General features: G+C 68.4%; 20 protein-coding genes and 1 tRNA gene. 4 read left to right on the top strand and 17 right to left on the bottom strand.

Going from position 1 to position 23,939, the window contains the following annotated elements; all coding sequences use genetic code 11:
• Nucleotides 1–179: 179 nt before the first annotated feature.
• Nucleotides 180–863 (bottom strand): hypothetical protein, encoded by a 684-nt coding sequence (locus ACTJIL_RS07195; RefSeq protein WP_440754855.1) that lies wholly within the window; start codon nucleotides 861–863, stop codon nucleotides 180–182.
• Nucleotides 864–1,221: 358 nt separating this feature from the next.
• Between ACTJIL_RS07195 and asnB the strand changes: the two genes are divergently transcribed.
• Nucleotides 1,222–2,916 carry an asparagine synthase B gene (gene asnB, locus ACTJIL_RS07190; RefSeq protein ID WP_440754854.1) on the top strand — a complete coding sequence of 565 codons (1,695 nt, stop codon included), beginning with the start codon at nucleotides 1,222–1,224 and terminating at the stop codon, nucleotides 2,914–2,916.
• 48 nt (nucleotides 2,917–2,964) lie between these two features.
• Here the strand turns inward: asnB and ACTJIL_RS07185 are convergent, their stop codons facing one another.
• The 5 genes from ACTJIL_RS07185 to ACTJIL_RS07165 form a co-directional block, all read right to left on the bottom strand.
• Nucleotides 2,965–5,457: a penicillin acylase family protein gene (locus ACTJIL_RS07185; RefSeq protein WP_440754853.1), complete on the bottom strand. Its 2,493-nt coding sequence runs from the start codon at nucleotides 5,455–5,457 to the stop codon at nucleotides 2,965–2,967.
• Nucleotides 5,458–5,625: 168 nt separating this feature from the next.
• On the bottom strand, nucleotides 5,626–6,288 hold the full coding sequence (locus ACTJIL_RS07180) for a thiopurine S-methyltransferase (RefSeq protein ID WP_440754852.1): 663 nt from the start codon (nucleotides 6,286–6,288) through the stop codon (nucleotides 5,626–5,628).
• Between the two features lie 93 nt (nucleotides 6,289–6,381).
• Nucleotides 6,382–8,628: a DNA topoisomerase IV subunit A gene (gene parC, locus ACTJIL_RS07175; RefSeq protein ID WP_440754851.1), complete on the bottom strand. Its 2,247-nt coding sequence runs from the start codon at nucleotides 8,626–8,628 to the stop codon at nucleotides 6,382–6,384.
• Between the two features lie 130 nt (nucleotides 8,629–8,758).
• Nucleotides 8,759–9,181 carry a nucleoside diphosphate kinase regulator gene (gene rnk / locus ACTJIL_RS07170; protein WP_440754850.1) on the bottom strand — a complete coding sequence of 141 codons (423 nt, stop codon included), beginning with the start codon at nucleotides 9,179–9,181 and terminating at the stop codon, nucleotides 8,759–8,761.
• A gap of 188 nt (nucleotides 9,182–9,369) precedes the next feature.
• Nucleotides 9,370–9,456 (bottom strand) — tRNA-Leu (locus ACTJIL_RS07165).
• A 92-nt stretch (nucleotides 9,457–9,548) separates the two neighbouring features.
• Between ACTJIL_RS07165 and rnr the strand changes: the two genes are divergently transcribed.
• The 3 genes from rnr to rlmB are packed head-to-tail and all read left to right on the top strand — an operon-like array spanning nucleotide 9,549 to nucleotide 13,139.
• A complete protein-coding gene (rnr, locus tag ACTJIL_RS07160; protein ID WP_440754849.1) occupies nucleotides 9,549–12,041 on the top strand; it encodes a ribonuclease R in 2,493 nt (830 codons plus the stop codon).
• Nucleotides 12,038–12,331 (top strand): hypothetical protein, encoded by a 294-nt coding sequence (locus tag ACTJIL_RS07155; RefSeq protein ID WP_440754848.1) that lies wholly within the window; start codon nucleotides 12,038–12,040, stop codon nucleotides 12,329–12,331. Before rnr ends, ACTJIL_RS07155 begins: the two co-directional genes overlap by 4 nt.
• A 49-nt stretch (nucleotides 12,332–12,380) precedes the next feature.
• Nucleotides 12,381–13,139, top strand: a complete 759-nt coding sequence (gene rlmB / locus ACTJIL_RS07150) for a 23S rRNA (guanosine(2251)-2'-O)-methyltransferase RlmB (protein WP_440754847.1) — start codon at nucleotides 12,381–12,383, stop codon at nucleotides 13,137–13,139.
• A 112-nt stretch (nucleotides 13,140–13,251) separates the two neighbouring features.
• On the opposite strand, the gene rnt is transcribed toward rlmB, so the two are convergent.
• The 11 genes from rnt to ACTJIL_RS07095 form a co-directional block, all read right to left on the bottom strand.
• Nucleotides 13,252–13,920: a ribonuclease T gene (rnt, locus tag ACTJIL_RS07145; RefSeq protein WP_440754846.1), complete on the bottom strand. Its 669-nt coding sequence runs from the start codon at nucleotides 13,918–13,920 to the stop codon at nucleotides 13,252–13,254.
• Between the two features lie 160 nt (nucleotides 13,921–14,080).
• Nucleotides 14,081–14,887, bottom strand: coding sequence for an HvfC family RiPP maturation protein (locus tag ACTJIL_RS07140; RefSeq protein WP_440754845.1), 807 nt, complete (start codon nucleotides 14,885–14,887; stop codon nucleotides 14,081–14,083).
• Nucleotides 14,877–15,719 carry an HvfB family MNIO-type RiPP peptide maturase gene (locus ACTJIL_RS07135; protein WP_440754844.1) on the bottom strand — a complete coding sequence of 281 codons (843 nt, stop codon included), beginning with the start codon at nucleotides 15,717–15,719 and terminating at the stop codon, nucleotides 14,877–14,879. The genes ACTJIL_RS07140 and ACTJIL_RS07135 overlap by 11 nt, the downstream gene beginning before the upstream one ends.
• A gap of 60 nt (nucleotides 15,720–15,779) precedes the next feature.
• A complete protein-coding gene (locus ACTJIL_RS07130; protein ID WP_440754843.1) occupies nucleotides 15,780–16,208 on the bottom strand; it encodes an HvfA family oxazolone/thioamide-modified RiPP metallophore in 429 nt (142 codons plus the stop codon).
• 245 nt (nucleotides 16,209–16,453) lie between these two features.
• The gene (phoU, locus tag ACTJIL_RS07125; RefSeq protein WP_440754842.1) at nucleotides 16,454–17,164 is read right to left on the bottom strand and encodes a phosphate signaling complex protein PhoU; all 711 of its coding nucleotides are present in this window, start codon (nucleotides 17,162–17,164) and stop codon (nucleotides 16,454–16,456) included.
• Between the two features lie 138 nt (nucleotides 17,165–17,302).
• On the bottom strand, nucleotides 17,303–18,136 hold the full coding sequence (gene pstB, locus ACTJIL_RS07120; RefSeq protein ID WP_440754841.1) for a phosphate ABC transporter ATP-binding protein PstB: 834 nt from the start codon (nucleotides 18,134–18,136) through the stop codon (nucleotides 17,303–17,305).
• A gap of 38 nt (nucleotides 18,137–18,174) precedes the next feature.
• Nucleotides 18,175–19,056 (bottom strand): phosphate ABC transporter permease PstA, encoded by an 882-nt coding sequence (gene pstA, locus ACTJIL_RS07115; RefSeq protein WP_440754840.1) that lies wholly within the window; start codon nucleotides 19,054–19,056, stop codon nucleotides 18,175–18,177.
• Nucleotides 19,056–20,027 (bottom strand): phosphate ABC transporter permease subunit PstC, encoded by a 972-nt coding sequence (gene pstC / locus ACTJIL_RS07110; RefSeq protein ID WP_440754839.1) that lies wholly within the window; start codon nucleotides 20,025–20,027, stop codon nucleotides 19,056–19,058. The genes pstA and pstC overlap by 1 nt, the downstream gene beginning before the upstream one ends.
• A gap of 21 nt (nucleotides 20,028–20,048) precedes the next feature.
• Nucleotides 20,049–21,146, bottom strand: a complete 1,098-nt coding sequence (pstS, locus tag ACTJIL_RS07105) for a phosphate ABC transporter substrate-binding protein PstS (protein WP_440754838.1) — start codon at nucleotides 21,144–21,146, stop codon at nucleotides 20,049–20,051.
• A gap of 329 nt (nucleotides 21,147–21,475) precedes the next feature.
• Nucleotides 21,476–22,552, bottom strand: a complete 1,077-nt coding sequence (pstS, locus tag ACTJIL_RS07100; RefSeq protein ID WP_440754837.1) for a phosphate ABC transporter substrate-binding protein PstS — start codon at nucleotides 22,550–22,552, stop codon at nucleotides 21,476–21,478.
• Between the two features lie 130 nt (nucleotides 22,553–22,682).
• Nucleotides 22,683–23,828 carry an OprO/OprP family phosphate-selective porin gene (locus ACTJIL_RS07095; protein ID WP_440754836.1) on the bottom strand — a complete coding sequence of 382 codons (1,146 nt, stop codon included), beginning with the start codon at nucleotides 23,826–23,828 and terminating at the stop codon, nucleotides 22,683–22,685.
• Between the last annotated feature and the right edge of the window lie 111 nt (nucleotides 23,829–23,939).

Genomic DNA, 23,939 nt, shown 5'->3' with positions numbered 1-23,939 from the left:
GGGCTGCGCCCTCGATAGCTTTTCCCAGGCAGCGCTCGGCCCAAAGATGATTCGGCCCGCTGGCCGTCGGGGCCGTCGCCCGACCTGCGCCCGAATGCCTGCGGCTGCGGTACTGCGCCGGACACGACAACGGCCACCCGGGATTGCGGTGGCCGTCGTTTGAGGGAGAACGCGGGTGGTCAGGGCTTGCCGTGACCCTTGCCTTCGCCCTTGCCGCTGTTGCCCTTCTTGCTGTTGCCCTTGCCGTTGCTGCCCTTGCCGCTGTTGCCCTTGGCCTTGCCGGCGTTGCCATGGCTCCCGGCGCTCGCCTTGCCGTGCCCCTTGCTCTGGCCACCCTGGTTGCCGCGGGATCCGTGGCCGCGGCCGCCGTTGGAGCGCGACCAGTCGACATGCACCGGGCGGTCAATGACGATGGTCTGGCCCCAGCGGCCATAGGTGTCCACCTGCCCGCGCTTGAGGGCGTGGAATGCCGCCGACCCCGGCTTGATGCCCAGCCGCTTGGCCACCACGCCCCAGCCCTGGCCGGGATGGCGGTCGTATTCGTGGACGACATCGATGCAGGGGATGCCAAGCGCGTGGGCGATGGCGCAGGCGTAGTACACGTCGGCCGGTGCCCAGCCGCGATCGTCGAGCAGGTCGACCAGCAACGGACGCGGCGCGCCGTAATACCCGCTCATCTCGTCAAGGAAGGGGTCGCGGTAATGCCGGCCGTAGTCGTTGATCTCGCCCAGGCGGGTGTCGACCCAGACGTCGCCGGTGCGAACGTTGTAGCCGACCGTCTGTGCCGGGACGGCGGTGGCCGCAAGCCCCAGGCCAAGGCCAAGCGCAAGCGCCAGTGCGTGCAGTCCGTGATTCCTGATCATGTCGTTCGCTCCCTGGTTGGGTGGTCGATAGTGTGCGTGCAGGGGATGAATTGGTGGTGATTGCAGGCCGTTGCCCGCGCGCGTGTTCAGGTTCGGATAATAGAGCCGCCTGCTGCTTGACTGCGCGCCGATGCCTCGGCTAGCTTCGCCGCATGTCCCGTCGTCCCGCCACCGGCAACGCCTTCAACCGCAACAATCGCGGTTCGAATAATCGTGCGCGCAATCCGCGGGCGGGCGACCAGGCAGGCCACTAGCAACACATCCAGCCAGTCATCCCCAAACCCGCGCCCGGCGCGGGTTTTTCGTTTCCGCGCAGGGTGCTCCCACCGCCGGCCATCGCCGGCACAAGGAGTTCTCCATGTGTTCGATCCTCGGTGTGTTCGACCTGCGGCCAGGCGCCGACCTGGTCCCGATGCGGCCGCTCGCGCTGTCGCTGTCGGCGCGCCAGCGCCATCGCGGTCCCGACTGGAGCGGCGTGCACGCCAGCCGCCGTGCGCTGCTGGTGCACGAGCGCCTGGCCATCGTCGATCCGGCCGGCGGTTCGCAGCCGATCCGGTCCGCCGACGGCATGCTGGTGCTCGCGGTCAACGGCGAGATCTACAACCACCGCGACCTGGAGCAGTCGCTGCGCGGTGGCTACGCTTTCCAGAGCGGTTCGGACTGCGAGGTGGTCAATGCCCTGTACGCGCAGGACGCCGACCCCGGCGCGTGGCTCGATCGCCTCAACGGCATCTTCGCGTTCGCGCTGTGGGACGAGGCGCGCGGGCGCGCGGTGATTGCGCGCGATCCGATCGGGGTGTGCCCGCTCTACTGGGGACACGACGGTGATGGCCGCCTGTGGGTGGCTTCGGAAATGAAGGCGCTGGTGCGATTGTGCGATGACGTTGCGCAGTTCCCGCCCGGCCACTGGTACGACAGCGAAACCGGGCAACTGCATCAGTATTACCGGAGGCCATGGCGCGAGCATGACGCGACCGTCGGCGTGGAGGTGTCGCCACGGGAGCTGCGCGAGGCGCTCGAACGCGCCGTGCACCGGCAGCTGATGAGCGACGTGCCCTACGGCGTGCTGCTGTCGGGCGGGCTCGACTCGTCGCTGATTGCCGCCTGCGCCGCCCGCTTCGCGCGCCGCCGCGTCGAGGACGATGACGGATCGGAAGCCTGGTGGCCGCGGTTGCATTCGTTCGCGATTGGCCTGGACGGCTCGCCCGACCTCGTCGCCGCGCAGGTGGCGGCCGATGCGCTCGGCACCGTGCACCACGGATTCACCTACACCCTGGAAGAAGGCATCGACGCGCTGCCGGACGTGATCCGCCACATCGAAAGCTTCGATGTCACCACGGTGCGCGCGTCGACGCCGATGTTCCTGCTGGCGCGGCGGATCAAGGCGATGGGGGTGAAGATGGTGCTGTCGGGCGAGGGCAGCGACGAGATCTTCGGTGGCTACCTGTACTTCCACAAGGCGCCCGATGCGCGCGCGTTCCACGAGGAAACGGTGCGCAAGCTCGATGCCCTGCACGACTACGACTGCCTGCGCGCCAACAAGTCGATGATGGCCTGGGGCGTGGAAGCGCGGGTGCCGTTCCTGGACGTCGAGTTCCTCGACGTGGCGATGCGCATGGATGCACGCCACAAGATGGTGTCGACGCGCGCCGACGGCACGCGCCGGATCGAGAAGGCGGTGCTGCGCGAGGCGTTCGCCGGCGACCTGCCGGACGAGATCCTGTGGCGGCAGAAGGAGCAGTTCAGCGATGGTGTCGGTTACGGCTGGATCGACGGCCTCAAGGCGCACGCGGAGCGGTGCGTCGGGGATGCCGAACTGGGTGCGGCCGCGGAACGGTTTCCGGTCAATCCGCCGCAAACCAAGGAAGCTTACTGGTATCGCCGCCTGTTTGAGGATGCCTTTCCCGGCGAGGCCTGCGCGCGGACGGTGCCGGGCGGCAAGTCGATCGCGTGCTCGTCGCCGGCCGCGATCGAGTGGGATGCGGCGTTTGCCGCGGCCGCCGATCCGTCCGGCCGCGCAGTGGCAGGTGTCCATCACGCCGCAACGCCCTGAGCTTGCACTGCAGGAGCGCTCCTGCAAGAGCAAACAGGAGGGGTGGTGTCAGTGCGGCCGCAGGGTGAGGCGGTGTTCGGTTTCCCCGGGCAGGAACGGCGTCGGCCGTCCGTGCATCCAGTCCTCGTGTCCGGCGCCCCAGAACGGCGACAGCGGGTGGCCGCTCTGGCCGCCGGGCATGTGGATGATGCCGTCGGCTTCGTGGCCGGGTGACACCACCATGCGTTCGGACGCACCGAACGCGGGCGCGGCCACGCGCGGCATGTTGCTGTCGCCGTCGAGCGGGTCGGGCGGCATGCACAGCAGGCGCTCGCCCACCAGCGGGATGGCGGACGCCAGCGGGTGGCAGATGTGCGCGGTGTTGCGTTCGCCCCAGGTGCGTGCGGCGAGCGGCCCGGCGGCGGACAGCTCGTCGCGGACTTCGCGCGCTGCGTCTTCGAGCAGCGCGTCCCAGGTCGCGAACCGGCGCGGCAGCAGGTGCGCGGGCCGTTGCTGCAGCAGCGGCCACGCCACGCCCTCGATCTGCGCCAGCTTCGGCATCTCGAATCCGTCGCCCAGCACCGCGAGCGCGGGTGCGGCCAGGCCGGTCTCGATGCGCGCAATCACCGCAAGCCGCCAGGCGCGGACGATGCGGTAGCTGGCCGAGTCGGCGCTGGCGCGGCCGGACCATTGCTTCGACGCGCCGGCGAGCGCAGCCAGTGCCGGTGACTTCGCGCGGCCGGCCTCGTCGCGCAGCAGTTGCCACCAGCGCTGCAGGAACAGTGCGCGGTCGTCGAGCTGGACGGCCAGCAGGTCGCGCTCGCTGAAGCGCTGCCTGGCGAACAGGTCGTCGCGGATCTGCGCCGCGCGGGCGCCGAGGTCGTAGCCGCCGTCACCCACGCGCGGCAGTTCGCTGTCGCCGACGACGCGGGCATTGGCTGTCCACAGCCGCTGGTCCGGGGGATTGGCGAGCAGCGGTGCAGCCGCGGTGGAAATGCGCCACGGGCGGCATTCGCCGGTGGCCTGCATCGCGCCGGATTCCGCCGGCGCGCCGATGGTGTCGCCTTCGACCAGCCGCTGCGTCGAGCAGGCATCGGTCCGCTGCGGCAGCGGGCCCAGCAACCGCCAGGCGATGTGTCCGCTGCTGTCGGCGATGAGCATGTTCTGGGTCGGGATTGCCGTGTCGTCGGCGGCGCGCAGCGCGGCAGCCAGATCGCCGGCGCGCGCCACGTCGACGAGGCCGATGTTGAGCGCGCCGGGCAGGTGTGCGGTCCAGCGCAGGGCGAGGGCGCTTCCGTCCGGCTCGTGTTCGAGGATCGGACCCCAGGCGGTGTCCTCGACGACGAGCGTTGTGGCGCTGGTGCCTGCGATCTCGATCGCCTCGCGATGCGCGGTGACCGGCACGCACGGCACGGCACCCTCCTGCCTGCGTGCGCACGGAACGATGCGCTTCCAGTCGGTGTTGTCGACATAGCTGTTGGTGAAAGCCCAGGCCACGTGCCCGTTGCTGCCCACGACCACGGCCGGCAGGCCGGGCAGGGTGAAGCCCTGCACGTCGACCTTGCCGCCCGGGGCGCGCAGGTCCGGATAGCGCAATCGCGCGCGGAACCAGATACCCGGCGCGCGCAGGCCCAGGTGCATGTCGTCGGCGACGATCGCGCGCCCGTCGCGGGTCAGCGCGCCGGAAACGGCGAAATTGTTGCTGCCCGGAAAGAAGTCGGCCGCCGCGGGCGGGCCACCGACGCCTCTCTTCCACCTGGCGGGAGGGAGGGGGGCCCTTCGCAAAGCGGATGGCGGAGTGAGGGCAGCTGTCCGCGCACCTCCCGCTTCTTCCCGATCCGGCATGGGCAATTTGCGCAGATCCACTTGTCCGGGACCAGGCAACGTGGCATCCCCCAGCGCGCCGCCCTCCAGCGGCGCATCCCAACGGGTGCCCTCGTGGGCCAGCAGCGCGTACAGCGCGGGTGGCAGGTGCTGGCGCAGCTTCCACAGCCCGAGTTCGCGGCTGCCATCCGCATCCTGCAGGTCGAAGTACATCGCGTACCCGGCAAGCGCGGAGTCCTCCATGCGCCACGGTTGTGGCGACTGCTGCAGCAGCAGGTACGGCCAGGGGCGTGCCTGGAGCGCGGCCAGGCCCGCATTGACGCCCTCGGTGTAGGCGCGCAGCGAGGCCAGGCGATCACCGGCGACGGCGCCGAGGTACTCGACCGCGCGTGCGCGCATGCGATGGACGCGATGGCGCTTGTCGACATCGAGCGCGATCGGCCCGAACAGCGCAGCCAGCTCGCCCGCCGCGGTGCGCCGCATCAGGTCCATCTCGAAGTAACGCTCCTGTGCGTGCACGTAGCCCAGTGCGCGCATCGCATCGGCCTCGCTCGCCGCGTCGATGGTGACCACGCCAAGGCGGTCGCGCTGGAGGGTCACCGGCGCCGACAGGCCGGGCAGGGCGTGCTCGCCGTCGAGCTTCGGCAGGCTGCCGCGCAGCAGCAGCCAGGGGGCGAGCAAAGTGAGCGCCAGCAGCGCGACGACCAGCAAAGCGATGCGTTTGACCCAGCGTGCCATGCAACCTCCCCTGTCAATTCCCTGTAGGAGCGGCTTCAGCCGCGAGCACTTGAAGGCAGGCCAGAGGGTCGCCGAGCACCGAAGGCCGCTTCGAATCACCAACCACCATTCCCGACAGCGAATGGTGGGTCGTTCCGTCCCGCAAAAAGCTCGCGGCTGAAGTCGTTCCTACGAAGCCTGCCTTTCCAGCCGCCACACCGCAGTATGCAATGCCGTCACGCCCTCGGCGACGAACCCGGGTTCCGCGGCGAGGATGTCGCGGCGCTCGATGCATTCCACTTGCCAGTCGCGGTCGTACAGCCGGTGCACCTCGTCCGCATCGACCGGGAACGGCGGGCCGGCCTTCTCGTGCGGCGGGTATTCCAGCGTGATCAGCAACTCGCGGCAGCCGGCCGGCAGTCGCGCATGCAGTTCGCGCACATAGGTATCGCGCATCGGCTGCGGCAGGGCGATCAGGGCGGCGCGGTCATAGACGGCCATGCAATCAGCCAGCGTCGTCGTATCCAGCGCGAACGCATCGCCGCAGATGATCTCGATCGCGCCGGCGACGAAGTGCGTGCCCAGCGGCGATTCGTGGATCGTTGGCACCAGGCCGTTCTCGGCCATGAACTGTTCGACCGCGATCCGCGATAGCTCCACGCCCAGCACGCGATGCCCGCGCGACGCCAGCCACGCCATGTCCAGCGTCTTGCCGCACAGTGGCACGAACACGCGGCTGCCGGGGGCGAGTCCGAGCGATGGCCAGTGCTGTTCGAGCAGCGGCATCACGCGATCGCGGTGGAAACCGATGCGCCCTTCCTCCCAGCGCTGCCGCCAGAACGCCGCGTCCATCAATCCATCCCGCGCACGCAGGCGCCTTGCGACGCCAGGCACCACATCGAACGCACGGGCGCTGGTCGTGCCGCGGTGCGTTGCGACGAAGGGCTATCGTTCGACATGCAGCCCTTCCACTTTCTGCCAGCCCCGCGGCAGCAGTCCGCCGCGGCTGGCGCGGGCGCCCATGTACGGGTCCAGGTCCTTGAACGACAGCGACATCGTGCGCGCGCCGGATCTCACCGACAGCGTGCCGCCCGGCGACACCACGGCGATGGCCACCACGTGCTCGGTGCCGCGCTTGGCCTTGGGGATCTCGATGATCTTGTTGCCCTTGCCCTTGTCGAGTTCCGGCAGCTCGGCGACGGGGAATGCCAGCAGGTGGCCGGCGCTGGTCACCGCGACGATGCGGTCGCTGTCGGCATTGCCCACCTGCGCCGGCTGCACCACGTGCGAGCCGGCGCTGAGCGACAGCATCGCCTTGCCCGCCTTCTGCCGCCCGGTGAGGTTCTCGAAGCGGGTCACGAACCCGTAGCCGTGCGACGAGGCGAGCACGAAGCGGGTGTCGTTGTCGCCGGTCGCCAGCGCCTCGAACGACGCGCCCGCGGCCGGCGAGAAACGCCCCGTCAGCGGCTCGCCGTTGCCGCGCGCCGACGGCAGCGTGTGGGCCAGGGTCGAGTAGCTGCGGCCGTTCGAATCGAGGAAGGCGACCTGCTGCGTGCTGCGCCCGCGCACGGCGCCAAGCAGGCCGTCGCCGTCGCGATACGACAGCGCGGCGGCGTCGACGTCGTGTCCCTTGGCCGCGCGCACCCAGCCCTTCTCGCTGAGCACGATGGTCATCGGCTCGCTGGCGACCAGCTCGGTCTCGGCCAGCGCCTGCGCGGCTTCGCGCGCGACCAGCGGCGAGCGGCGGTCGTCGCCGAACTTTTTCGCGTCGGCCAGCAGTTCATCCTTGATCAGCTTCTTCAGCTTCGCCTTCGAGCCGAGGGTTGAGATGAGGCGGTCGCGTTCGGCATCCAGTTCGTCCTGCTCGCCGCGGATCTTCATCTCCTCGAGCCGCGCCAGCTGTTTCAGCTTGGTTTCGAGGATGTACTCGGCCTGGTCGTCGGAGAGGTCGAAGCGCGCGATCAGCGCCGGCTTGGGCTCATCCTCGCTGCGGATGATGCGGATCACTTCATCCAAGTTGAGGAACGCGACCAGCAGGCCTTCGAGCAGGTGCAGGCGGCGTTCGACCTTTTCCAGCCGGTGGTTGAGGCGCCGGGTGACGGTGTCGGCGCGGAACGTCAGCCATTCGGCGAGGATCGCCTTCAGGTTCTTGACCTGCGGGCGACCGTCCAGGCCGATGATGTTGAGGTTGACCCGGTAGCTTTTCTCCAGATCGGTGGTGGCGAACAGGTGGCCCATCAGCTGTTCCGCGTCGACCCGGTTGCTGCGCGGGATCAGCACCACGCGCACGGCGTTGGCGTGGTCGGATTCGTCGCGGATGTCTTCCAGCCACGGCAGCTTCTTGGCTCGCATCTGCGCGGCGATCTGCTCGATCACCTTCGACGGCGACACCTGGTAGGGCAGCGCGGTGATGACGATGTTCGCCGCTTCCTTGGCGAACGTGGCGCGCGCGCGGATGCTGCCGAGGCCGGTTTCGTACATCGCCAGCAGGTCGGCGGCGGGGGTGATGACCTCGGCGGTGGTGGGGTAGTCGGGGCCGCGCACGTGCTCGCACAGGTCGCGCACGGTGGCGTCGGGGTCGTCGAGCAGGCGCACGCAGGCGCTGACGATCTCGCCCAGGTTGTGCGGCGGCACGTCGGTGGCCATGCCCACGGCGATGCCGGTGGTGCCGTTGAGCAGCAGGTGCGGCAGCCGCGCCGGCATCCAGGTGGGCTCTTCCAGGGTGCCGTCGAAGTTCGGCGCCCAGTCGACCGTGCCCTGGCCGAGCTCGCCCAGCAGCACCTCGGCGATCGGGGTGAGCTTGGATTCGGTGTAGCGCATCGCCGCGAACGACTTGGGGTCGTCCTGCGAGCCGAAGTTGCCCTGGCCATCAATCAGCGGGTAGCGGTACGAGAACGGCTGCGCCATCAGCACCATCGCTTCGTAGCAGGCCGAATCGCCGTGCGGGTGGTACTTGCCGATCACGTCGCCGACGGTGCGCGCCGACTTCTTCGGCTTCGCCCCGGCCGCCAGCCCCAGCTCGCTCATCGCGTAGATGATCCGCCGCTGCACCGGCTTGAGCCCGTCGCCGATGAAGGGCAGGGCGCGATCGAGCACCACGTACATCGAGTAGTCGAGGTAGGCGCGCTCGGCGTACTCGCGCAGCGGGATCTGCTCGAAACCGTGGAAGGTGGGGCGGACGAGATCGGTCATTGCGGGGCGGAAGCCTGGATCGGGAGCGATCCGGCAATTCTACCGGCCGCGCCCGCATCCCGATGCCCATGCTCCCGCACAAACAAAACCCCCGCAGGGCGGGGGCTTCGGACAACTCTGGAACGCAGCGTCAGCGATGCAGTTCGCCGGCCGCCTCGGGCTGGTACTGGATCGACAGCACGCGCAGGTTGATGTGGCGGTTGCCGGGCATCGGCCAGTCGATGCTCTGGCCGACGCGCAGGCCGAGCAGGGCGCTGCCGACCGGGGCGAGGATCGAGACGCGGCCGGGTTCGCCGGTGGCGTCGCGCGGATAGACCAGGGTCAGTTCGCGCTCTTCGCCGCTGTTCTCGTCGAGGAAGCGGGCGGTGGAATTCATGCTGATCACGTCGCCCGGCATCTGCGTCGGTTCGACCACGTCGGCCCGGGTGATTTCCGCTTCGAGCGCCGAGGTGTCGATGCCGCGCTCGTTGGCGCTTTCGATCAGGGCCTCGATGCGGTCGTAGTCCAGGCGCGACATGACGATCGACGGACGCGTGGATGGGGGTGTTGCCATGGCGGGACTCCAAAGCGGAAGGGGACGGCGCGCTGAACGCGTCGTCCGCGGGTCAGGTGTGATGGTTTCGACGTTAGCCCCGAAGCCCGCGGGCATCAAGCAGGCGCGTCGAACCACGCCCCGCGAAACCGGTCGGCCTGCGGGGCACGGACGCGAAAAACCCCCGCAAGCGGGGGTTTTCTACAACCTGGTGCCCGGGAGAGGACTCGAACCTCCACGGAGTTGCCCCCGCTAGCACCTGAAGCTAGTGCGTCTACCAATTCCGCCACCCGGGCGGGTGCAGGCCGCGTATGTTGCGGTGCAAGGCGGAGCTTGTCAACGCCTTCGCACACGGGGCCGTGCGGAGTGGCCGTGTAACATCCACGCGATGACGAAACCCCCCAGCAAGCGCGGCGATGCCCGCGGCAAGACCGGTGCCGGAAACGGCAAGCCGGAGACGAAGCGCGGCGGCCAGAAGGCTGCTGGAAAGGCCGCGGGAGGCAAGAAATTGCCGGGCTGGATGCCGGACGTGGGGTCGACGGGTACCGGCGCGAAGCCCGCGAGGCGGGGCGGGCCAACGCCCCCCGCGAAGCATGCCGGCGGAACGCAGCAGGCCGGTGGCCGCGGTGGCCTCCACGACCCGCACGCCGCGCGCGAAGCGGGGCGCTACGAGAATCCCATCGCCAGCCGCGAGGCGATCCTGCAACTGCTGGTCGACGCCGATGGCCCGCAGTCGGCCGAGTCCCTGGCAGAGCAGTTGCGGCTGACCGAACCGGACCGCTTCGACGCTCTGGGCAAGCGCCTGGCGGCGATGGTGCGCGACGGCCAGCTGCTGCAGAACCGTCGCGGCGGCTACGTGCCTGCCGAGCGGCTCGACCTGATCCCCGGCACGGTGATCGCCAACCCCGACGGCTTCGGCTTCCTGCGCCCGGACTCGGGCGTGGGCGACGACCTGTTCCTGCCGCCGTTCGAAATGCGCAAGGCGATGCACGGCGACCGCGTACTGGCGTCGGTCACCGGCATGGACCGGCGCGGCCGCCGCGAAGGCGCGATCGTCGAAGTGCTGGAGCGGCGCCTGAACCGCCTGATCGGCCGCTTCGAGATGGAATCCGGAATCAGCTTCGTGGTGCCTGACGACGCCCGCGTGCAGCGCAATATCCAGATTCCGTCCGATGCGCGGCTCGATGCGAAGACCGGCCAACTGGTGGTGTGCGAGATCGTGCAGCCGCCGACGTCGCACCGCCCGCCGATCGGCCGCGTGCTGGCGGTGCTGGGCGACAAGCTGACCGCGTCGCTGGCGGTGGAGGCCGCGATCCACGGCCACGAGATCCCGCACGAATTCCCGCCCGAGGTGCTGTCGCAGGCTGCCGCGGTGCCGGTGGACGTCGAGGCGGCGGACGCCGTGAAGCGCGTCGACCTGCGCGCGCTGCCGCTGGTGACCATCGACGGCGAGGACGCCAAGGATTTCGACGACGCGGTTTACTGCGAACCCAATCGCAATGGCTTCCGCCTGGTGGTGGCGATCGCCGACGTTTCGCATTACGTGCGCCCCGGCACGCCGCTGGACGACGAAGCCCAGAAGCGCGCCACGTCGGTGTACTTCCCCGGCTTCGTGGTGCCGATGCTGCCCGAGACGCTGTCCAACGGCATCTGTTCGCTGAAGCCGAAGGTGGACCGGCTGTGCTTCGTCTGCGACATGCAGGTCGACCGCAACGGACAGGTGGCGGAATCGAAGTTCTACGAGGCGGTGATGAATTCCCACCAGCGCCTGACCTACACCCAGGTCTGGAACGCGGTAGGCGACGGCGTGCCGGAGGAAGATCGTGCGCAGGCCCGCGCGTTCGTCGGCGCGCAGCTGCCGCAGGTCGAGCGCCTGCACCAGCTGTATCGCGTGCTCGACAAGGCGCGCCGCCAGCGCGGTGCGATCGACTTCGAGACCTCCGAGGTGCGCTTCGTGCTCGGGCCGCAGGGCGAGGTGACCCAGGCCGGCATGATCCAGCGCAACGACGCGCACAAGCTGATCGAGGAATGCATGATCGCCGCCAATGTCGAGGCGGCGAAGTACCTCCTCGGCACCGGTGTGCCGGCGCCGTACCGCGACCATGACAAGCCGCCGGAGGCCAAGTACGCCGACCTGCTGGAGTTCCTCAAGGAGTTCCAGCTGCGCATGCCGCCGTGGGCGAAGGTGCGGCCGATGGACTTCCGCAAGCTGCTGGAAACCATCCGCGACCGGCCCGACGCCGCGCTGCTCGAGTCGGTGGTGCTGCGCAGCCAGAGCCTGGCGGTGTACGCGCCGGAGAACATCGGCCACTTCGGCCTGGCGCTGGAAGCCTACGCGCACTTCACCTCGCCGATCCGCCGATACCCGGACCTGCTGGTGCACCGCGCGATCAAGCACGCGCTGGCCGGCGGCAACGCCGATCGCTACCTCTATCCGCACAGCACCATGGCGGCGCTGTCGCTGCAGTGCTCGGAACGCTCGCGTCGCGCCGACGAGGCCCAGCGCGAAGTCGACGACCGCTACCGCGCGGCGTGGATGGAGCAGCACGTGGGCAGCGAGTTCGACGGCGTGATCAGCGGCGTCACCAGCTTCGGCCTGTTCGTCGAACTCGACGATTCGAAGGTCAACGGCCTGGTGCACGTGACCCAGCTGCCGAACGACTATTACCACTTCGACCCGATCCGCAAGACGCTGAGCGGCGAACGCGCCGGCCGCCAGTTCCGCCTCGGCGACCGGGTGCGCATCGTGGTGCTCAAGGCCAGCCTGGAGGAGCGCAAGATCGACTTCCGGCTGGTCCGGGAGGACGACCGGAGCGAGGGCGGTGCACCGCCGCTGCCGCCGCGCGGGCAGCCGGCGAAGCGGCCCAAGAAAAAATATTGACCGTTGGCGGTCGCACGGAGGCAGGGAAGGAGCCGCCGAACCAACGGTTGCGGACGCTCGTACGAGGAACCGGCGAGATTCTGTTGTTCGGCTTCTCGCTTGCGATCGCGATTCCGCCAATTCCATCCGATGCCGGTCAGGTCTACTCCCCCGCGCCTGCGATGTGGGTTGGCGGTGCGGCATTCGGCGCGTTTCTTTTGCTCTCGCGCAAGTCGATCCCCTTGGGTATTGGGCTGATGTTGGTGTACCTGATCTTCGTATACACGGTTAATTTGCGGGTTTTTGCCTAGATAATGTGCAACTGGCGGGCCGCTGGGCCCGTAAACGGCGGATCGAGTAATGAGCAAGGAAAACCAGTGGATCGTCGGCCTCAACGCCGTGGCCGCGGCCGTCGAGCACGACGCCGGCAACGTGCGCGAGGTGCTGCTCGAGGCCGGCGCGAAGAACCCGCGCATCACCGAGATCGAAACCAGCGCGCGGCGCAAGGACATCGACGTGCGCAGGGTCGCGCAGAACGCGCTCGACGGCGTCGCCGGCGGCCTGCGCCACCAGGGCGCGGTGGCGCGTTACGCGGCGGCGAAGACCTGGGACGAGGATGCGTTGCCGGGATTGATCGAGGCGGCGCAGGGCAAGGCCCTGCTGCTGGTGCTCGACGGCGTGCAGGATCCGCACAACCTCGGCGCCTGCCTGCGCAGCGCGGCGGCCGCAGGGGCGACGGCGGTGGTGATCCCCCGGGACAAGGCGGTGCAGGTCAATGCCACCGTGCGCAAGACCTCTGCCGGTGCGGCGGACAGCGTGCCGGTGGTACGCGTGACCAATCTGTCGCGCACGTTGCGCGAGGTGCAGAGGCTGGGCGTGTGGATCTACGGCCTGGCCGGCGATGCCGGTGCGTCGCTGTATGCGCTCGACCTGCGCGGCAACGTCGCGCTGGTGCTGGGCGGCGAGGCTGACGGTCTACGCCGGCTGACGCGCGAGCACTGCGACCAGCTGGTCACCATCCCGATGCCCGGCGATGCCGCGCAGGGTGTGGAAAGCCTCAATGTGTCGGTGGCCGCCGGCGTGACCTTGTTCGAAGCGGTGCGCCAGCGACTGGGCTGATCGGTCCACGCCCCAGCCCGTGTAGGAGCGGCGGAAGCCGCGAGCTCTCGCCCTTGGCGCCTTCCCTGCCTTCGCAGGGGAGGAAGCCAAAAGCTCGCGGCTTCCGCCGCTCCTACGGGTTCGCGGGTCGTGCGGCGGGTGCGGCGCCGCCGGCCATCGATCGCGGCCACGCATTGGCGATCTTGCAGAACACCTGCGCGGTGCGCTCGGTGTCGTAGACGGCCGAGTGGGCGTCCTCGCTGCGCCATTCCAGCCCGGCGGCCTGCACCGCGCGGGCCAGCACGGTCTGGCCGTAGGCCACGCCGGCCAGCGTCACCGTGTCGAAGACGCTGAACGGATGGAACGGGTTGCGCTTGTGCGCCACGCGCGCGACCGCGGCGTTGAGGAAGTTGAGGTCGAAGTGGGCGTTGTGCCCGACCAGGATCGCGCGCTGGCATTCGTGCCGGCGCACGGCCTCGCGCACCGCGGCGAAGATGTGGTCGAGGGCCTCGCGTTCGGGCTTGGCGAAGCGGAACGGGTGGTCGAGGTCGATGCCGGTGACTTCCAGCGACTTCGGGTCGATCTCGGTGCCGGGTGCGGGCACGACGTGCGCGCTGGTGACTTCGCCCACCGCCAGCTCGCCGGCGTCGTCGAGCTCGATCGGGATCGCCGCGATCTCCAGCAGCGCGTGGCGGTTCCAGTCGAAGCCACCGGTCTCCACGTCGACCACCACGGGCAGGTAGCCGCGGAAGCGTTCTGACATCTTGCGGAAGGCGGGTGCGGCGGTGTCGGTTTGCGTCATCGCGCCAGCCTAGCAGACGACCCCTTCGCCACGTTGCCGAACAAGGCCGCAGGTCGGGGCTACGCCCCGGACGGCCCGCATGCGGCCAGCCGGGACACTCTAAGGAAGCCCCGCTTCCGGGATCGTCGTACGAGAAAATCCGTCGGTGGCGTAACCCGACCTACGAGCGGGTGCCGAGGATCGTGCCTTCGCGGTGCAGCTGCGCCAGCATCGCGGCGCCGTCGTGGAGGAAGGCGACGGCATCGTCTGCGCCGGCTTCGGCGGCGAGCGCAAGCAGTTGCTCGCGCCCGGACAACCCCGGCTCCTGGTCCAGCCGCTGCAGCAGCCGGAACGTCAGCGGGCTGAGGATGTGGAAGCTGACGCGGCCATCGACTTCGCGGCGCAACAGCAGCAGGGTCGGTTCGTCGGGCCTCTCCAACGGCCGATGGTCCGGGCCGATGCGGTGCACCGGCCACGCATACGCCAGCGGCCAGGCCAGCGGCGAGGGCAGCGGGCGCCCGGCCAGCAGGGCCTGCCCGGGATCCGACCCCGGGCCGCCGAGCGGGTCGTGCGGGATGTCGTCGCGCGTCGCCTCGCTGATCTGCAGCGCCAGTTCGACCCATTCGTAGTGGGCCAGCTCGCGCAGCCATGGCATCGCCGGATCCACTTCGCGCGTTTCGAGATAGCGCAGGAACTCGCGCGGCAGTTCGGTGAACAGCGGCGTGCGGCTGCCATGGTCGCGGTAGAAGGCGTGCACCAGGGCCTGCCAGGCGTCGTCGCCGTGGAGGCGTCGCAGCACCGGGAAGTTGCCGCCCAGCAGGCCGGATACGTTGTTGAAGAACAGCTCGCGATAGACATCCAGGCGCCGCTGTTCGATGCCCGGCGGCGGCGTGTGGGTAGCCGGTTCGCGGATCCATGTCGCGAGTGCGTCGAGTTGCGCCTGCAGCGCGCCGCCGGGCGACGTTCCTGGCGAACTTTCAGGCGACATGGCGCGCTCCGCTTCCGGCATCCGCCAGGTGTCGGCGCACAGTGCCGAGTTCGTCGACGAGCTCCGCGAACGGCGGAAAGTTGAAGTCGCGTTCCAGTAGCGTCGGCCGGCGGCCGTGGATGCGGTAGGCATCGGCCAGCAGCGCCCAGACCGGGTCGGACACGGCGGCGCCGTGGGTGTCGATCTTCAGGTCGGGCGCTTCGTCGCGATGGCCGGCGACATGAATGTAGCGGATGCGCGTGGAGGGCAGGGCGCGCAGGAATCCAGCGGCGTCGTAACCGTGGTTGGTGGCGTTGACGACGATGTTGTTGACGTCGAGCAGCAGCTCGCAGTCGGCTTCGGCGAGCACGGCGTTGACGAAGTCGATCTCGGCCATCGCCTGAAAAGGCGCGGCGTAATAGGAGATGTTCTCGACCGCGATGCGCCGGCCGAGCAGATCCTGTGCGTGGCGGATGCGCGTGGCGACATGGGCGACCGCCTCCTCGGTGAACGGCAGCGGCAGCAGGTCGTAAAGCTGGCCGCGGCTGTCGCCGCAGGCGCTCAGGTGTTCGCTGTAGACCGCGACGCCGTGCGCGTCGAGGAAGCGGCGCAGCCGGCGCAGGAAGGTCTCGTCGAGTTCGGCCGGGCCGCCGAGCGACAGCGACAGGCCATGGCAGACGAGCGGGTAACGCGAGGCGAGCGCGGCGAATGCATCGCCGAGCGCGCCGCCGACGCCGATCCAGTTCTCCGGCGCGGCTTCGAGGAAATCGAACGTGCCGGCCGGTGCGGCCTGCAGCGATCCTAGCAGGGACCGCCGCAGGCCCAGGCCGACGCTGTCGTCCTTCAGGCCCATGGTCGCGTGCGTGTCAGCGACGCGAAGCGTGAGCGCGCGGGTTGCAGCATGGCGCCGGCATTACATCCCGCCGCACTTGCCCTCGCCGCACTTGCCTTCCATGCCGGCCTTGGCATCACCGGCCTTCTTGTCGGAACCGCAGCGGCCTTCGTGGTGCGCCTTGCTCTCGTCGGCGTCCATGAAGCCGTCCTTGTTGGTGTCGATCTCGTCGAACTTGCCGGCCTTGTCGGCGTGCGCGGCGTCGAACTCGGCGCGCGAGACCTTGCCGTCCTTGTCCGAATCCATCGCGGCGACGCCGCACTTGCCTTCCTTCGCCTTGTCGGCGCCGCAGGAGCCTTCCTTCGCCTTCTCGACCGGGGCCGCTTCCTGGGCGCCGAGCAGGTAGCCCTGGGCGAGCGGGGTGGAGGCGAACGCGGAACCGGACAGCATCAGTCCGCTGGCAAGGGTGGCGCCGATGGCGAGGGCGACGGGTTTCCTGTTCTGGGACATGGCTTCTCTCCTGGGTGCGGGCGGGGGCCCGGGTATGGAGAGGCGATGTTAACCCCTTGCCTTGCGTGTGGAGTCGTCCAGATCGACTGGCGACGACCGAGTAGTGGGAAGCCTTCAGGCAGGCCGGACAGCATGGCGCCCCGGGGCTTTCGCCGGGCGCTGCGGGCCTCGATGTGCGCAGCGCTTGCCGGGGTCGGCCGGCATGGCGCGCGGGAGGTTTGCAGGGCGGCGGGCCAGGGCCCGCCCTAGGTGGCGGTGTTGGTCTCGTCGCGCTTTTCGCGCGGCGCCAGCGGCGCGTCGGCGTTGACCTGGAACCAGATGTTCTCGGCGATGTTGGTGGCGTGGTCACCGATGCGCTCGAGGTTCTTGGCCATGAACAGCAGGTGGGTGCAGGGCGTGATCGCGCGCGCGTCTTCCATCATGTAGGTCAGCAGTTCGCGGAACAGGCCGGTGTACTCGGCGTCGAGTTCCGCGTCGCGGGCGCGCACCTGTTGCGCCGCGTCGGCATCGTTGTTGCGGTAGGCCTCCAGCACCGCGCGCACCTGCCGCACGGCCAGCGTGCCCAGCGCGTGCAGTCCGCGGGTGTGCGGCAGCGGCGGCGACAGGTTCAGCGCCTTCGAGCGCTTGGCGACGTTGGCGGCGTAGTCGCCGATGCGCTCGATGTCGGAGGCGATGCGTAGCGTGGCGAGGATCTCGCGCAGGTCGCGTGCCATCGGTCCGCGCAGCGCCAGGGTCATCGCGTCGTGGCTGATCGCGGTTTCCAGCGCGTCGATCGCCTCGTCGTTGGCGATGATGCGGTCGGCGGCCCGGTCGTCGCGCCGCTCGACCACGTCCAGCGCGGCCTCCAGCTGCGCCGCGGCCATCTCGCCCATGCGCAGGATCTCGCCGATGACGCGGTTGCGTTCCTCGTCGTGGCTTTTGAGGATGTGGTCGTGGGGTTGCGAAGTCGTGTTCATGATGTTGCCCTGTGAAGTGCTCCCTCCCTGCGGCTGCAGGGGAGGGCTGGGGAAGGGTTGCGTGGTCACCGACGCAACTCGGCGCTGTGCGCCTCGCACCCTCTTCCAACCTCCCCCTGCGAACAGGGGGAGGGGCTATCAGCCAAATCTTCCGGTGATGTAATCCTCAGTCTGTCGCTTCGAGGGATTGGAGAAGATCGTCTCCGTCGGCCCGTGCTCGATCAGGTCGCCCAGGTACATGAAGGCGGTGAAATCGGACACGCGCGCGGCCTGCTGCATGTTGTGGGTGACGATGGCGATGGTGTAGTCGACCTTGAGCTCCTCGACCAGTTGCTCGATGCGACTGGTGGAGATCGGGTCCAGCGCCGAGGTCGGCTCGTCGAGCAGCAGCACGTCGGGCTTGAGCGCCACTGCGCGGGCGATGCAAAGGCGCTGCTGCTGGCCGCCGGACAGGCCCAGCGCGCTCTGGCCCAGCTTGTCCTTGACCTCGTCCCACAACGCGGCCTGGCGCAGTGCTTGTTCGACGCGGACGTTCATCTCCGCCTTCGACAGCTTCTCGTGGTGGCGGATCGCGTAGGCGATGTTCTCGAAGATCGTCATCGGGAACGGCACCGGCTTCTGGAACACCATGCCGACCTTGCTGCGCAGCCGGTTCATCGGGTACTTCGGCGACAGGATGTCCTCGCCGTCGAGCAGCACCTGGCCGCTGGCGACCTGCTTCGGGTACAGCGCGTAGATCCGGTTGAAGATGCGCAGCAGGGTCGACTTGCCGCAGCCGGATGGCCCGATCAGCGCGGTCACGCGCTTCTCCGGGATCTCCATTTCGATGTCCTTGAGCGCATGGAACTTGTCGTAATGGAAATTCAGGCCGCGGGCGGCGATCTTGACCGGTGCCGCCGGGGTTGCCGTGCGGGCGGTCGTGACGACGGTGATCCGCGGCGACGCATCGGCAGTGGCGTGGAGGTCGTTCATGGCGTTGGTCCGGGAGGAAGAGGTGAGCACGGCGGTCTTCAGTCGTGGCTGATGCGCTTGCGCAGCAGCAGTGCACGCGCGCCCAGGCTGACCAGCAGCACGAACACGGTCAGCACCAGGGCGCCGGCCCAGGCCAGCTGCTGCCAGGTTTCGTAGGGGCTGCCGGCGTACTGGTACATCACCACCGGCACGCTGGCCATCGGCTGCATGACGTTGGCGTTCCAGTACTGGTTGCCGAAGGCGGTGAACAGCAGCGGCGCGGTCTCGCCGGAAATCCGGGCAAGGGCGAGCAGGATGCCGGTGACGATGCCGGCCGAGGCGCTGCGGTAGAGCACCTGCACGATCACCTTCCACTGCGGTACGCCCAGCGACAGCGCGGCCTCGCGCATCTGCACCGGCACCAGCCGCAGCATCTCGTCAGTGGTGCGCACCACCACCGGCAGCACGATGAAGGCCAGCGAGATCGCGCCGGCCAGCGCGGAGAAGTTGCCGCCGGTCTGCATCACCACCAGGGTGTAGACGAACAGACCCAGCACGATCGACGGCGCGGACAGCAGGATGTCGTTGACGAAGCGCACCACCGTGCCGACCTTGCGCGAGTTGCCATATTCGGCCAGCCAGGTGCCGGCGGCGACCCCCAGCGGCGTGCCCATGGCGATCGCCAGCCCGCACATCACCGCGCTGCCGAAGAACGCGTTGAGCAGGCCGCCTTCTTCCATGGGCGGCGGCGTCATCTGCGTGAACAGTGCGGGATTGATGCCGCCGATGGCCTTGGTCACCAGCGTCCACAGGATCCAGGCCAGGAAGACCAGGCCGAACACCGCGGCCACGCACGAGAGCGTCAGCGCGGCCCAGTTGAGCAGCTTGCGGCGCGCGTAGAGCCGGTCGGCGACGGCGAATTCGCGGGAGACGGCGTTCATCAGTTGCCCTCCCTGCGCGCGAGCTGGGCCAGCATCAGCCGCGCCAGTGCCAGCACCACGAAGGTGACGATGAACAGGACGAAGCCGAGCAGCAGCAGCGCCGAGCGGTAGGTGTCGGTGGCCTCGCCGAAGTCGTTGGCGATCAGCGCGGCGATGGTGGTGCCCGGCTCCAGCAGCGAGGGCGACAGCCGCACTGCGTTGCCGACCACGAAGGCCACGGCCATGGTTTCGCCGAGCGCGCGGCCGAGGCCAAGGAAGATGCCGCCGATCACCGCCGAACGCGTGTAGGGCAGGACGATGTCCCAGCTCACTTCCCAGCGCGTGGAGCCAAGCGCGTACGCGGACTCCTTCAGCCGCGTCGGCACGGTGAGGAACACCTCGCGCATCACCGAGGTGACGAACGGGATCACCATGATCGCCAGCACGAAACCGGCGGTGAGGATGCCGATGCCCAGCGGCGGCCCCTGGAACACGACACCGACGAAGGGCAGCGTGCCGAGGTGGTCGTTGATCCACGGCGTGACGTACCTGGTCATCATCGGCACCAGCACGAACAGGCCCCACATGCCGTAGATGATCGAAGGGATGCCGGCGAGCAGTTCGATCGCCGTGCCCACCGGCCCGCGCAGCCAGCGCGGCGCGACTTCGGTGAGGAACAGCGCGATGCCGAAGCTGATCGGCACGCCGATCAGCATCGCGATGATGGCGGTGACGACGGTGCCGTAGATCGGCGCCAGCGCACCGTACTTGTTCTCGACCGGATTCCATTCGGACGAATAGAAGAAGCTCAGGCCTTCGTGCGCCAGCACCTCGCGACCGCCCCAGAGCATCGACAGCGCCGCGCCGGCCAGCGCGACCAGCACGAACACGACTGCCGCGGCCAGCGTGCGACGGAACAGCTTGTCGTTGCGGGCGTCACGCACGTCGCGCCCGGTGGGCGCGACGGCGGTGGAGAGGACGGATGCGTTCATCGGGCGACCGGTGGCGTGCGCTTACTTGGCGAACTCGGCCGACCAGTAGGCTTCGATCTGCTGCACCAGCTCCGGCGGCAGGGCCACGTAGTCGAGCGCTTCGGCCTGCTGCTGGCCGTTCTCGAAGGCCCACTTGAAGAAGGCCATCGCGTTCGCCGAACGCTGCGCGTCCTGCGGCTGCTTGTACATCAGGATGAAGTTGGTGGCGGTGATCGGCCAGGCCTGGTCGCCGGGCGCGTTGGTGATGACCAGGTTGAAGTCCTTGGCGTTCTTCCAGTCGGCGCCCGCGGCCGCGGCCTGGAACGTCGCGGCATTGGGCTGCACCCAGTTGCCGGCGGCGTTCTGCATCGACAGGTAGTTCATCTTGTTCTGCAGCGCGTAGGCCAGCTCGATGTAGCCGATCGAGCCCTTGATCTGCTGCACGTACGAGGCCACGCCTTCGTTGCCCTTGCCGCCGACGCCGCCTGTCCACTGCACCGACTTGCCTTCGCCGACCTTGGACTTCCACTCGGGATTGACCTTGGACAGGTAGTTGGTGAAGTTGAAGGTGGTGCCCGAGCCGTCGGAACGGTGCACGAGGTTGATCTTCAGGTCGGGCAGGGCGACGCCGGGATTGAGCGCGGCGATCGCCGGGTCGTTCCACTTGGCAACCTTGCCCAGGTAGATGTCGCCGAGCACGGCGCCGGTGACGCGCAGCTTGCCGGGTTCGAAGCCTTCCAGGTTGACCACCGGGACCACGCCGCCGATTGCTGACGGGAACTGGCCCAGGCCAGCCTCGGCCAGCTCTTCGCTCGACAGCGGCGCGTCGGACGAGCCGAAATCGACCGTGCCGGCCTTGATCTGGGCGATGCCGCCGCCGGAGCCGATCGACTGGTAGTTGACCTTGTTGCCGGTCGCCTTGTTGTAGTCGGACGACCACTTGGAGATCAGCGGATAGATGAAGGTGGCGCCGGCGCCGGTGATGTTGGCAGCGACCTTGTCGCCGCTGTCGGCGGGTGCTTTGGCGCCCGCTGCGCCGGTTTCGCCGGACGCTGCCTGCTCGCCGGACGGCTGGCAGGCGGCGACGAACAGCAGGGTGGACAGGGCGAGCGCGGTGGTGCGGAAGATCGACGTGTTCATGTGGGCTCCGGGGAAGGGCGCTGTCGCGCCTGCTGGGGATGCGCACATGAAATGATGTTTTTGTTACACCACGATGACAGTGGCGCCGCAATCGTCATCGGGCGGCTGGAGCCGGCCGTCGGAAACCTTGTAGGAGCGGCTTCAGCCGCGAGCTTTTGGCCCGCCTGGCAGCGTGGCGGGAAGCTCGCGGCTGAAGCCGCTCCTACAAAAACAAAGGCAGAGAAAAAAGCGGGCCCGAAGGCCCGCATCAAGGAGAGAGAAACCCGAATGGAGGTAAAACCCGGGTCGGGGGCGACCCGCCTGCTGCGTTGTGATGTCGGAGGCGTCGTTCAGTACGCCATGTTCTGCGACCAGTACGCCTCGATCTGCTGGACCAGTTCGTCCGGCAGCGGCACGTAGTCGAGCGCCTTGGCCTGGGCGTCGCCGTTGGCGTAGACCCACTGGAAGAACTCCTTGGCGTTCTTCGCGGTGGCGGCGCTCTTCGGCTGCTTGTACATGAGGATGAAGTTGGTGGCGGTGATCGGCCAGGAGTTCTCGCCCGGCGCGTTGGTCATCACCAGGTAGAAGTCCTTGGCGTTGGCCCAGTCGGCGCTGGCCGCCGCGGCGGAGAAGGTCTCGTCGCGCGGCTGCACGAAGTTGCCGGCGGCGTTCTTCATGCGGGTGAAGGTGAGCTTGTTCTGCAGCGCGTAGGACAGCTCGACATAGCCGATGCCGCCATCGATCTGCTTGACGTAGGCAGCGACGCCTTCGTTGCCCTTGCCGCCGATGCCGGTCGGCCACTTGACCGAGGTGCCTTCGCCAACCTTCGACTGCCACTCGGGGCTCACCTTCGACAGGTAGTTGACGAAGTTGAAGGTGGTGCCCGAACCGTCCGAGCGATGGACCACGGTGATCTTCTTGTCGGGCAGCTGCAGGCCGCCGTTGAGCGCGGCGATGGCGGGGTCGTTCCACTTCTTGACCTTGCCCAGGAAGATGCCGGCCAGGGTTTCGCCGTCGAGCTTCATCGCGCCCGATTCGATGCCCTTGATGTGCACCACAGGCACCACGCCGCCGATCACCGACGGGAACTGCGCCAGGCCGTGCTTTTCCAGTTCTTCGGGCTTGAGCGGGGCGTCGGAGGAACCGAAATCGACGGTGCCGGCCTTGATCTGGGCGATGCCGCCGCCGGAGCCGATCGACTGGTAGTTGACCTGCTTGCCGGTGGCCTTGTTGTAATCCGAAGACCACTTGGTCATGACCGGATAGATGAACGAAGCGCCGGCGCCGGTGACGTCGGCGGCCTGCGCGTTGAAGGCGAGGCCGAGCACGACGGTGGCGACGGCTGCGTTGAGGATGGAGGACTTGCGCACGGATGACTCCCTGGAGTGGATGCTTGGCGGGTCTTGCCCGCTCGCGACGCATTGCATAACACCGCGATGACAGCGCGATGGCGGGAAAGTGTCGGTTCGATGACAGCCGGTCGCCGCGATCGCGGGCGCCGGAGAAGGAAAAGGCGCGGCTTGCGCCGCGCCTTCGGGGATGGGACGGAGCCCGGTCTTACCAGTAGAACTGCGCGCGTGCCTCGACGATGCTCGGATCGTCGCTCAGCCCCTGGCGCTCGCTGTTGACCTTGACGTAGTTCAGCGCGAACTTGAAGTTGGAACGCCAGTACCAGTTCACGCCCGCGGTCAGGGTATTCATCTTGCCGCCTTCGACCGCGCCGTCGTTGAGGTCGATGGTGTCGTAGCGCAGGCCCAGCTGCCACATGCCGCTGCCGGGCTGGTCGGGCAGGGGCGTGGTGGGCACGCCGCCCTTGTAGCCCCAGGTCTCGCCGGTGATGTTCCACAGGCCCTGGATATAGCCGGCGGTGCTGGTGTAGTCGCTGTTGGCCAGGCGCTTGATGTCGCTGGTGTAGTACTCGCCCTGCAGCTTGAACGGGCCGTGGATCCACAGGCCCTCGATGCTGGTGGTGGCGACGCGGTCGCTGTCGGTCATGGTGCCGGCATCGACCAGGCGCACGGTGGCCAGGTCGGCGTCCGGGCGCGCACGCACGCGGAAGGTATCGGCGTCGGTGTCGTAGTTCGCGTATGCCAGGCCGAAGTGCAGGATGTTGCCCTTGTCGTTGATCGGTGCCCAGGTGCCGCGCAGGCCGTAGCCGCTGCCGTGGGCGAGGTTACGGGTCAGTTCGCGGCCGAAGTAGCTGGCGTTGATGCTCCAGTTGTCGGCGCCGAAGCCATAGCCGACGCCGAGCCTGCGCGCGACCGCGTAGGTGTTGGTGGCCATCGACTTGGAGATGAAGTCGTTGTTCTTGGTCGAGGACGACTCTTCCATGCTGTTGGGCTGCTTGAACTGGCCCACTTGCACGAAGTGGCTGCTGTTGCCGCCGAGCTTGTACTTGACGTTGACGTCGAGGAACTTGTCGGCCTTGGCGTCGTAGCCGATCACCCATTCGTAGTTGCCCGGGCCCTTGCCCTTGAGCACGATCTCGGCGCGGCGCAGCTCGAACTCGCTGTCGTCACCGTTGGCGCCGATGCCATTGAGGTCGGCGAGGTCGTTGTCGAACCAGTTGCCATCGGCCTGGATCAGGCCTTCGAGGCTGACATCGGAACCGGCGATCGAGTCGATCGCGATCTCGGCGTGGGCGGTGGGCGCCGCGAGTGCGGCAAGCAAGGCGAGGCTGAGGGTAAGACGGGGAAGGTTCATGGCGTGCCCTGGGGCGTGGAGAGGAGACGCCGCGCAGACTATGGCGTGAATATTTCGTTGGCATGACAGCTGGCCGCGAATGCACCCTGGCCGCGCCATGGCAGCGGCCAG

This window comes from Luteimonas sp. 22616, assembly GCF_052044325.1.
In the GTDB taxonomy this organism is placed as follows: Bacteria; Pseudomonadota; Gammaproteobacteria; order Xanthomonadales; family Xanthomonadaceae; genus Luteimonas.
Note: the sequence above shows the minus strand (reverse complement) of the source record. Positions and strands in the feature narration are given on the sequence as shown.

Excerpts from the sequence above, each read along its gene's own strand:
- phoU (WP_440754842.1), bottom strand. The coding sequence starts at position 17,164 with ATGAACACGACTTCGCAACCCCACGACCACATCCTCAAAAGCCACGAC.
- ACTJIL_RS07185 (WP_440754853.1), bottom strand. The coding sequence starts at position 5,457 with ATGGCACGCTGGGTCAAACGCATCGCTTTGCTGGTCGTCGCGCTGCTG.
- pstA (WP_440754840.1), bottom strand. The coding sequence starts at position 19,056 with ATGAACGCCGTCTCCCGCGAATTCGCCGTCGCCGACCGGCTCTACGCG.
- ACTJIL_RS07130 (WP_440754843.1), bottom strand. The coding sequence starts at position 16,208 with ATGTCCCAGAACAGGAAACCCGTCGCCCTCGCCATCGGCGCCACCCTT.
- rnt (WP_440754846.1), bottom strand. The coding sequence starts at position 13,920 with ATGACGCAAACCGACACCGCCGCACCCGCCTTCCGCAAGATGTCAGAA.
- rnr (WP_440754849.1), top strand. The coding sequence starts at position 9,549 with ATGACGAAACCCCCCAGCAAGCGCGGCGATGCCCGCGGCAAGACCGGT.
- ACTJIL_RS07180 (WP_440754852.1), bottom strand. The coding sequence starts at position 6,288 with ATGGACGCGGCGTTCTGGCGGCAGCGCTGGGAGGAAGGGCGCATCGGT.
- parC (WP_440754851.1), bottom strand. The coding sequence starts at position 8,628 with ATGACCGATCTCGTCCGCCCCACCTTCCACGGTTTCGAGCAGATCCCG.
- ACTJIL_RS07140 (WP_440754845.1), bottom strand. The coding sequence starts at position 14,887 with ATGTCGCCTGAAAGTTCGCCAGGAACGTCGCCCGGCGGCGCGCTGCAG.
- pstS (WP_440754838.1), bottom strand. The coding sequence starts at position 21,146 with ATGAACACGTCGATCTTCCGCACCACCGCGCTCGCCCTGTCCACCCTG.
- rnk (WP_440754850.1), bottom strand. The coding sequence starts at position 9,181 with ATGGCAACACCCCCATCCACGCGTCCGTCGATCGTCATGTCGCGCCTG.
- ACTJIL_RS07135 (WP_440754844.1), bottom strand. The coding sequence starts at position 15,719 with ATGGGCCTGAAGGACGACAGCGTCGGCCTGGGCCTGCGGCGGTCCCTG.
- ACTJIL_RS07095 (WP_440754836.1), bottom strand. The coding sequence starts at position 23,828 with ATGAACCTTCCCCGTCTTACCCTCAGCCTCGCCTTGCTTGCCGCACTC.
- pstC (WP_440754839.1), bottom strand. The coding sequence starts at position 20,027 with ATGAACGCATCCGTCCTCTCCACCGCCGTCGCGCCCACCGGGCGCGAC.
- pstB (WP_440754841.1), bottom strand. The coding sequence starts at position 18,136 with ATGAACGACCTCCACGCCACTGCCGATGCGTCGCCGCGGATCACCGTC.
- pstS (WP_440754837.1), bottom strand. The coding sequence starts at position 22,552 with ATGCAATGCGTCGCGAGCGGGCAAGACCCGCCAAGCATCCACTCCAGG.
- ACTJIL_RS07195 (WP_440754855.1), bottom strand. The coding sequence starts at position 863 with ATGATCAGGAATCACGGACTGCACGCACTGGCGCTTGCGCTTGGCCTT.
- rlmB (WP_440754847.1), top strand. The coding sequence starts at position 12,381 with ATGAGCAAGGAAAACCAGTGGATCGTCGGCCTCAACGCCGTGGCCGCG.
- asnB (WP_440754854.1), top strand. The coding sequence starts at position 1,222 with ATGTGTTCGATCCTCGGTGTGTTCGACCTGCGGCCAGGCGCCGACCTG.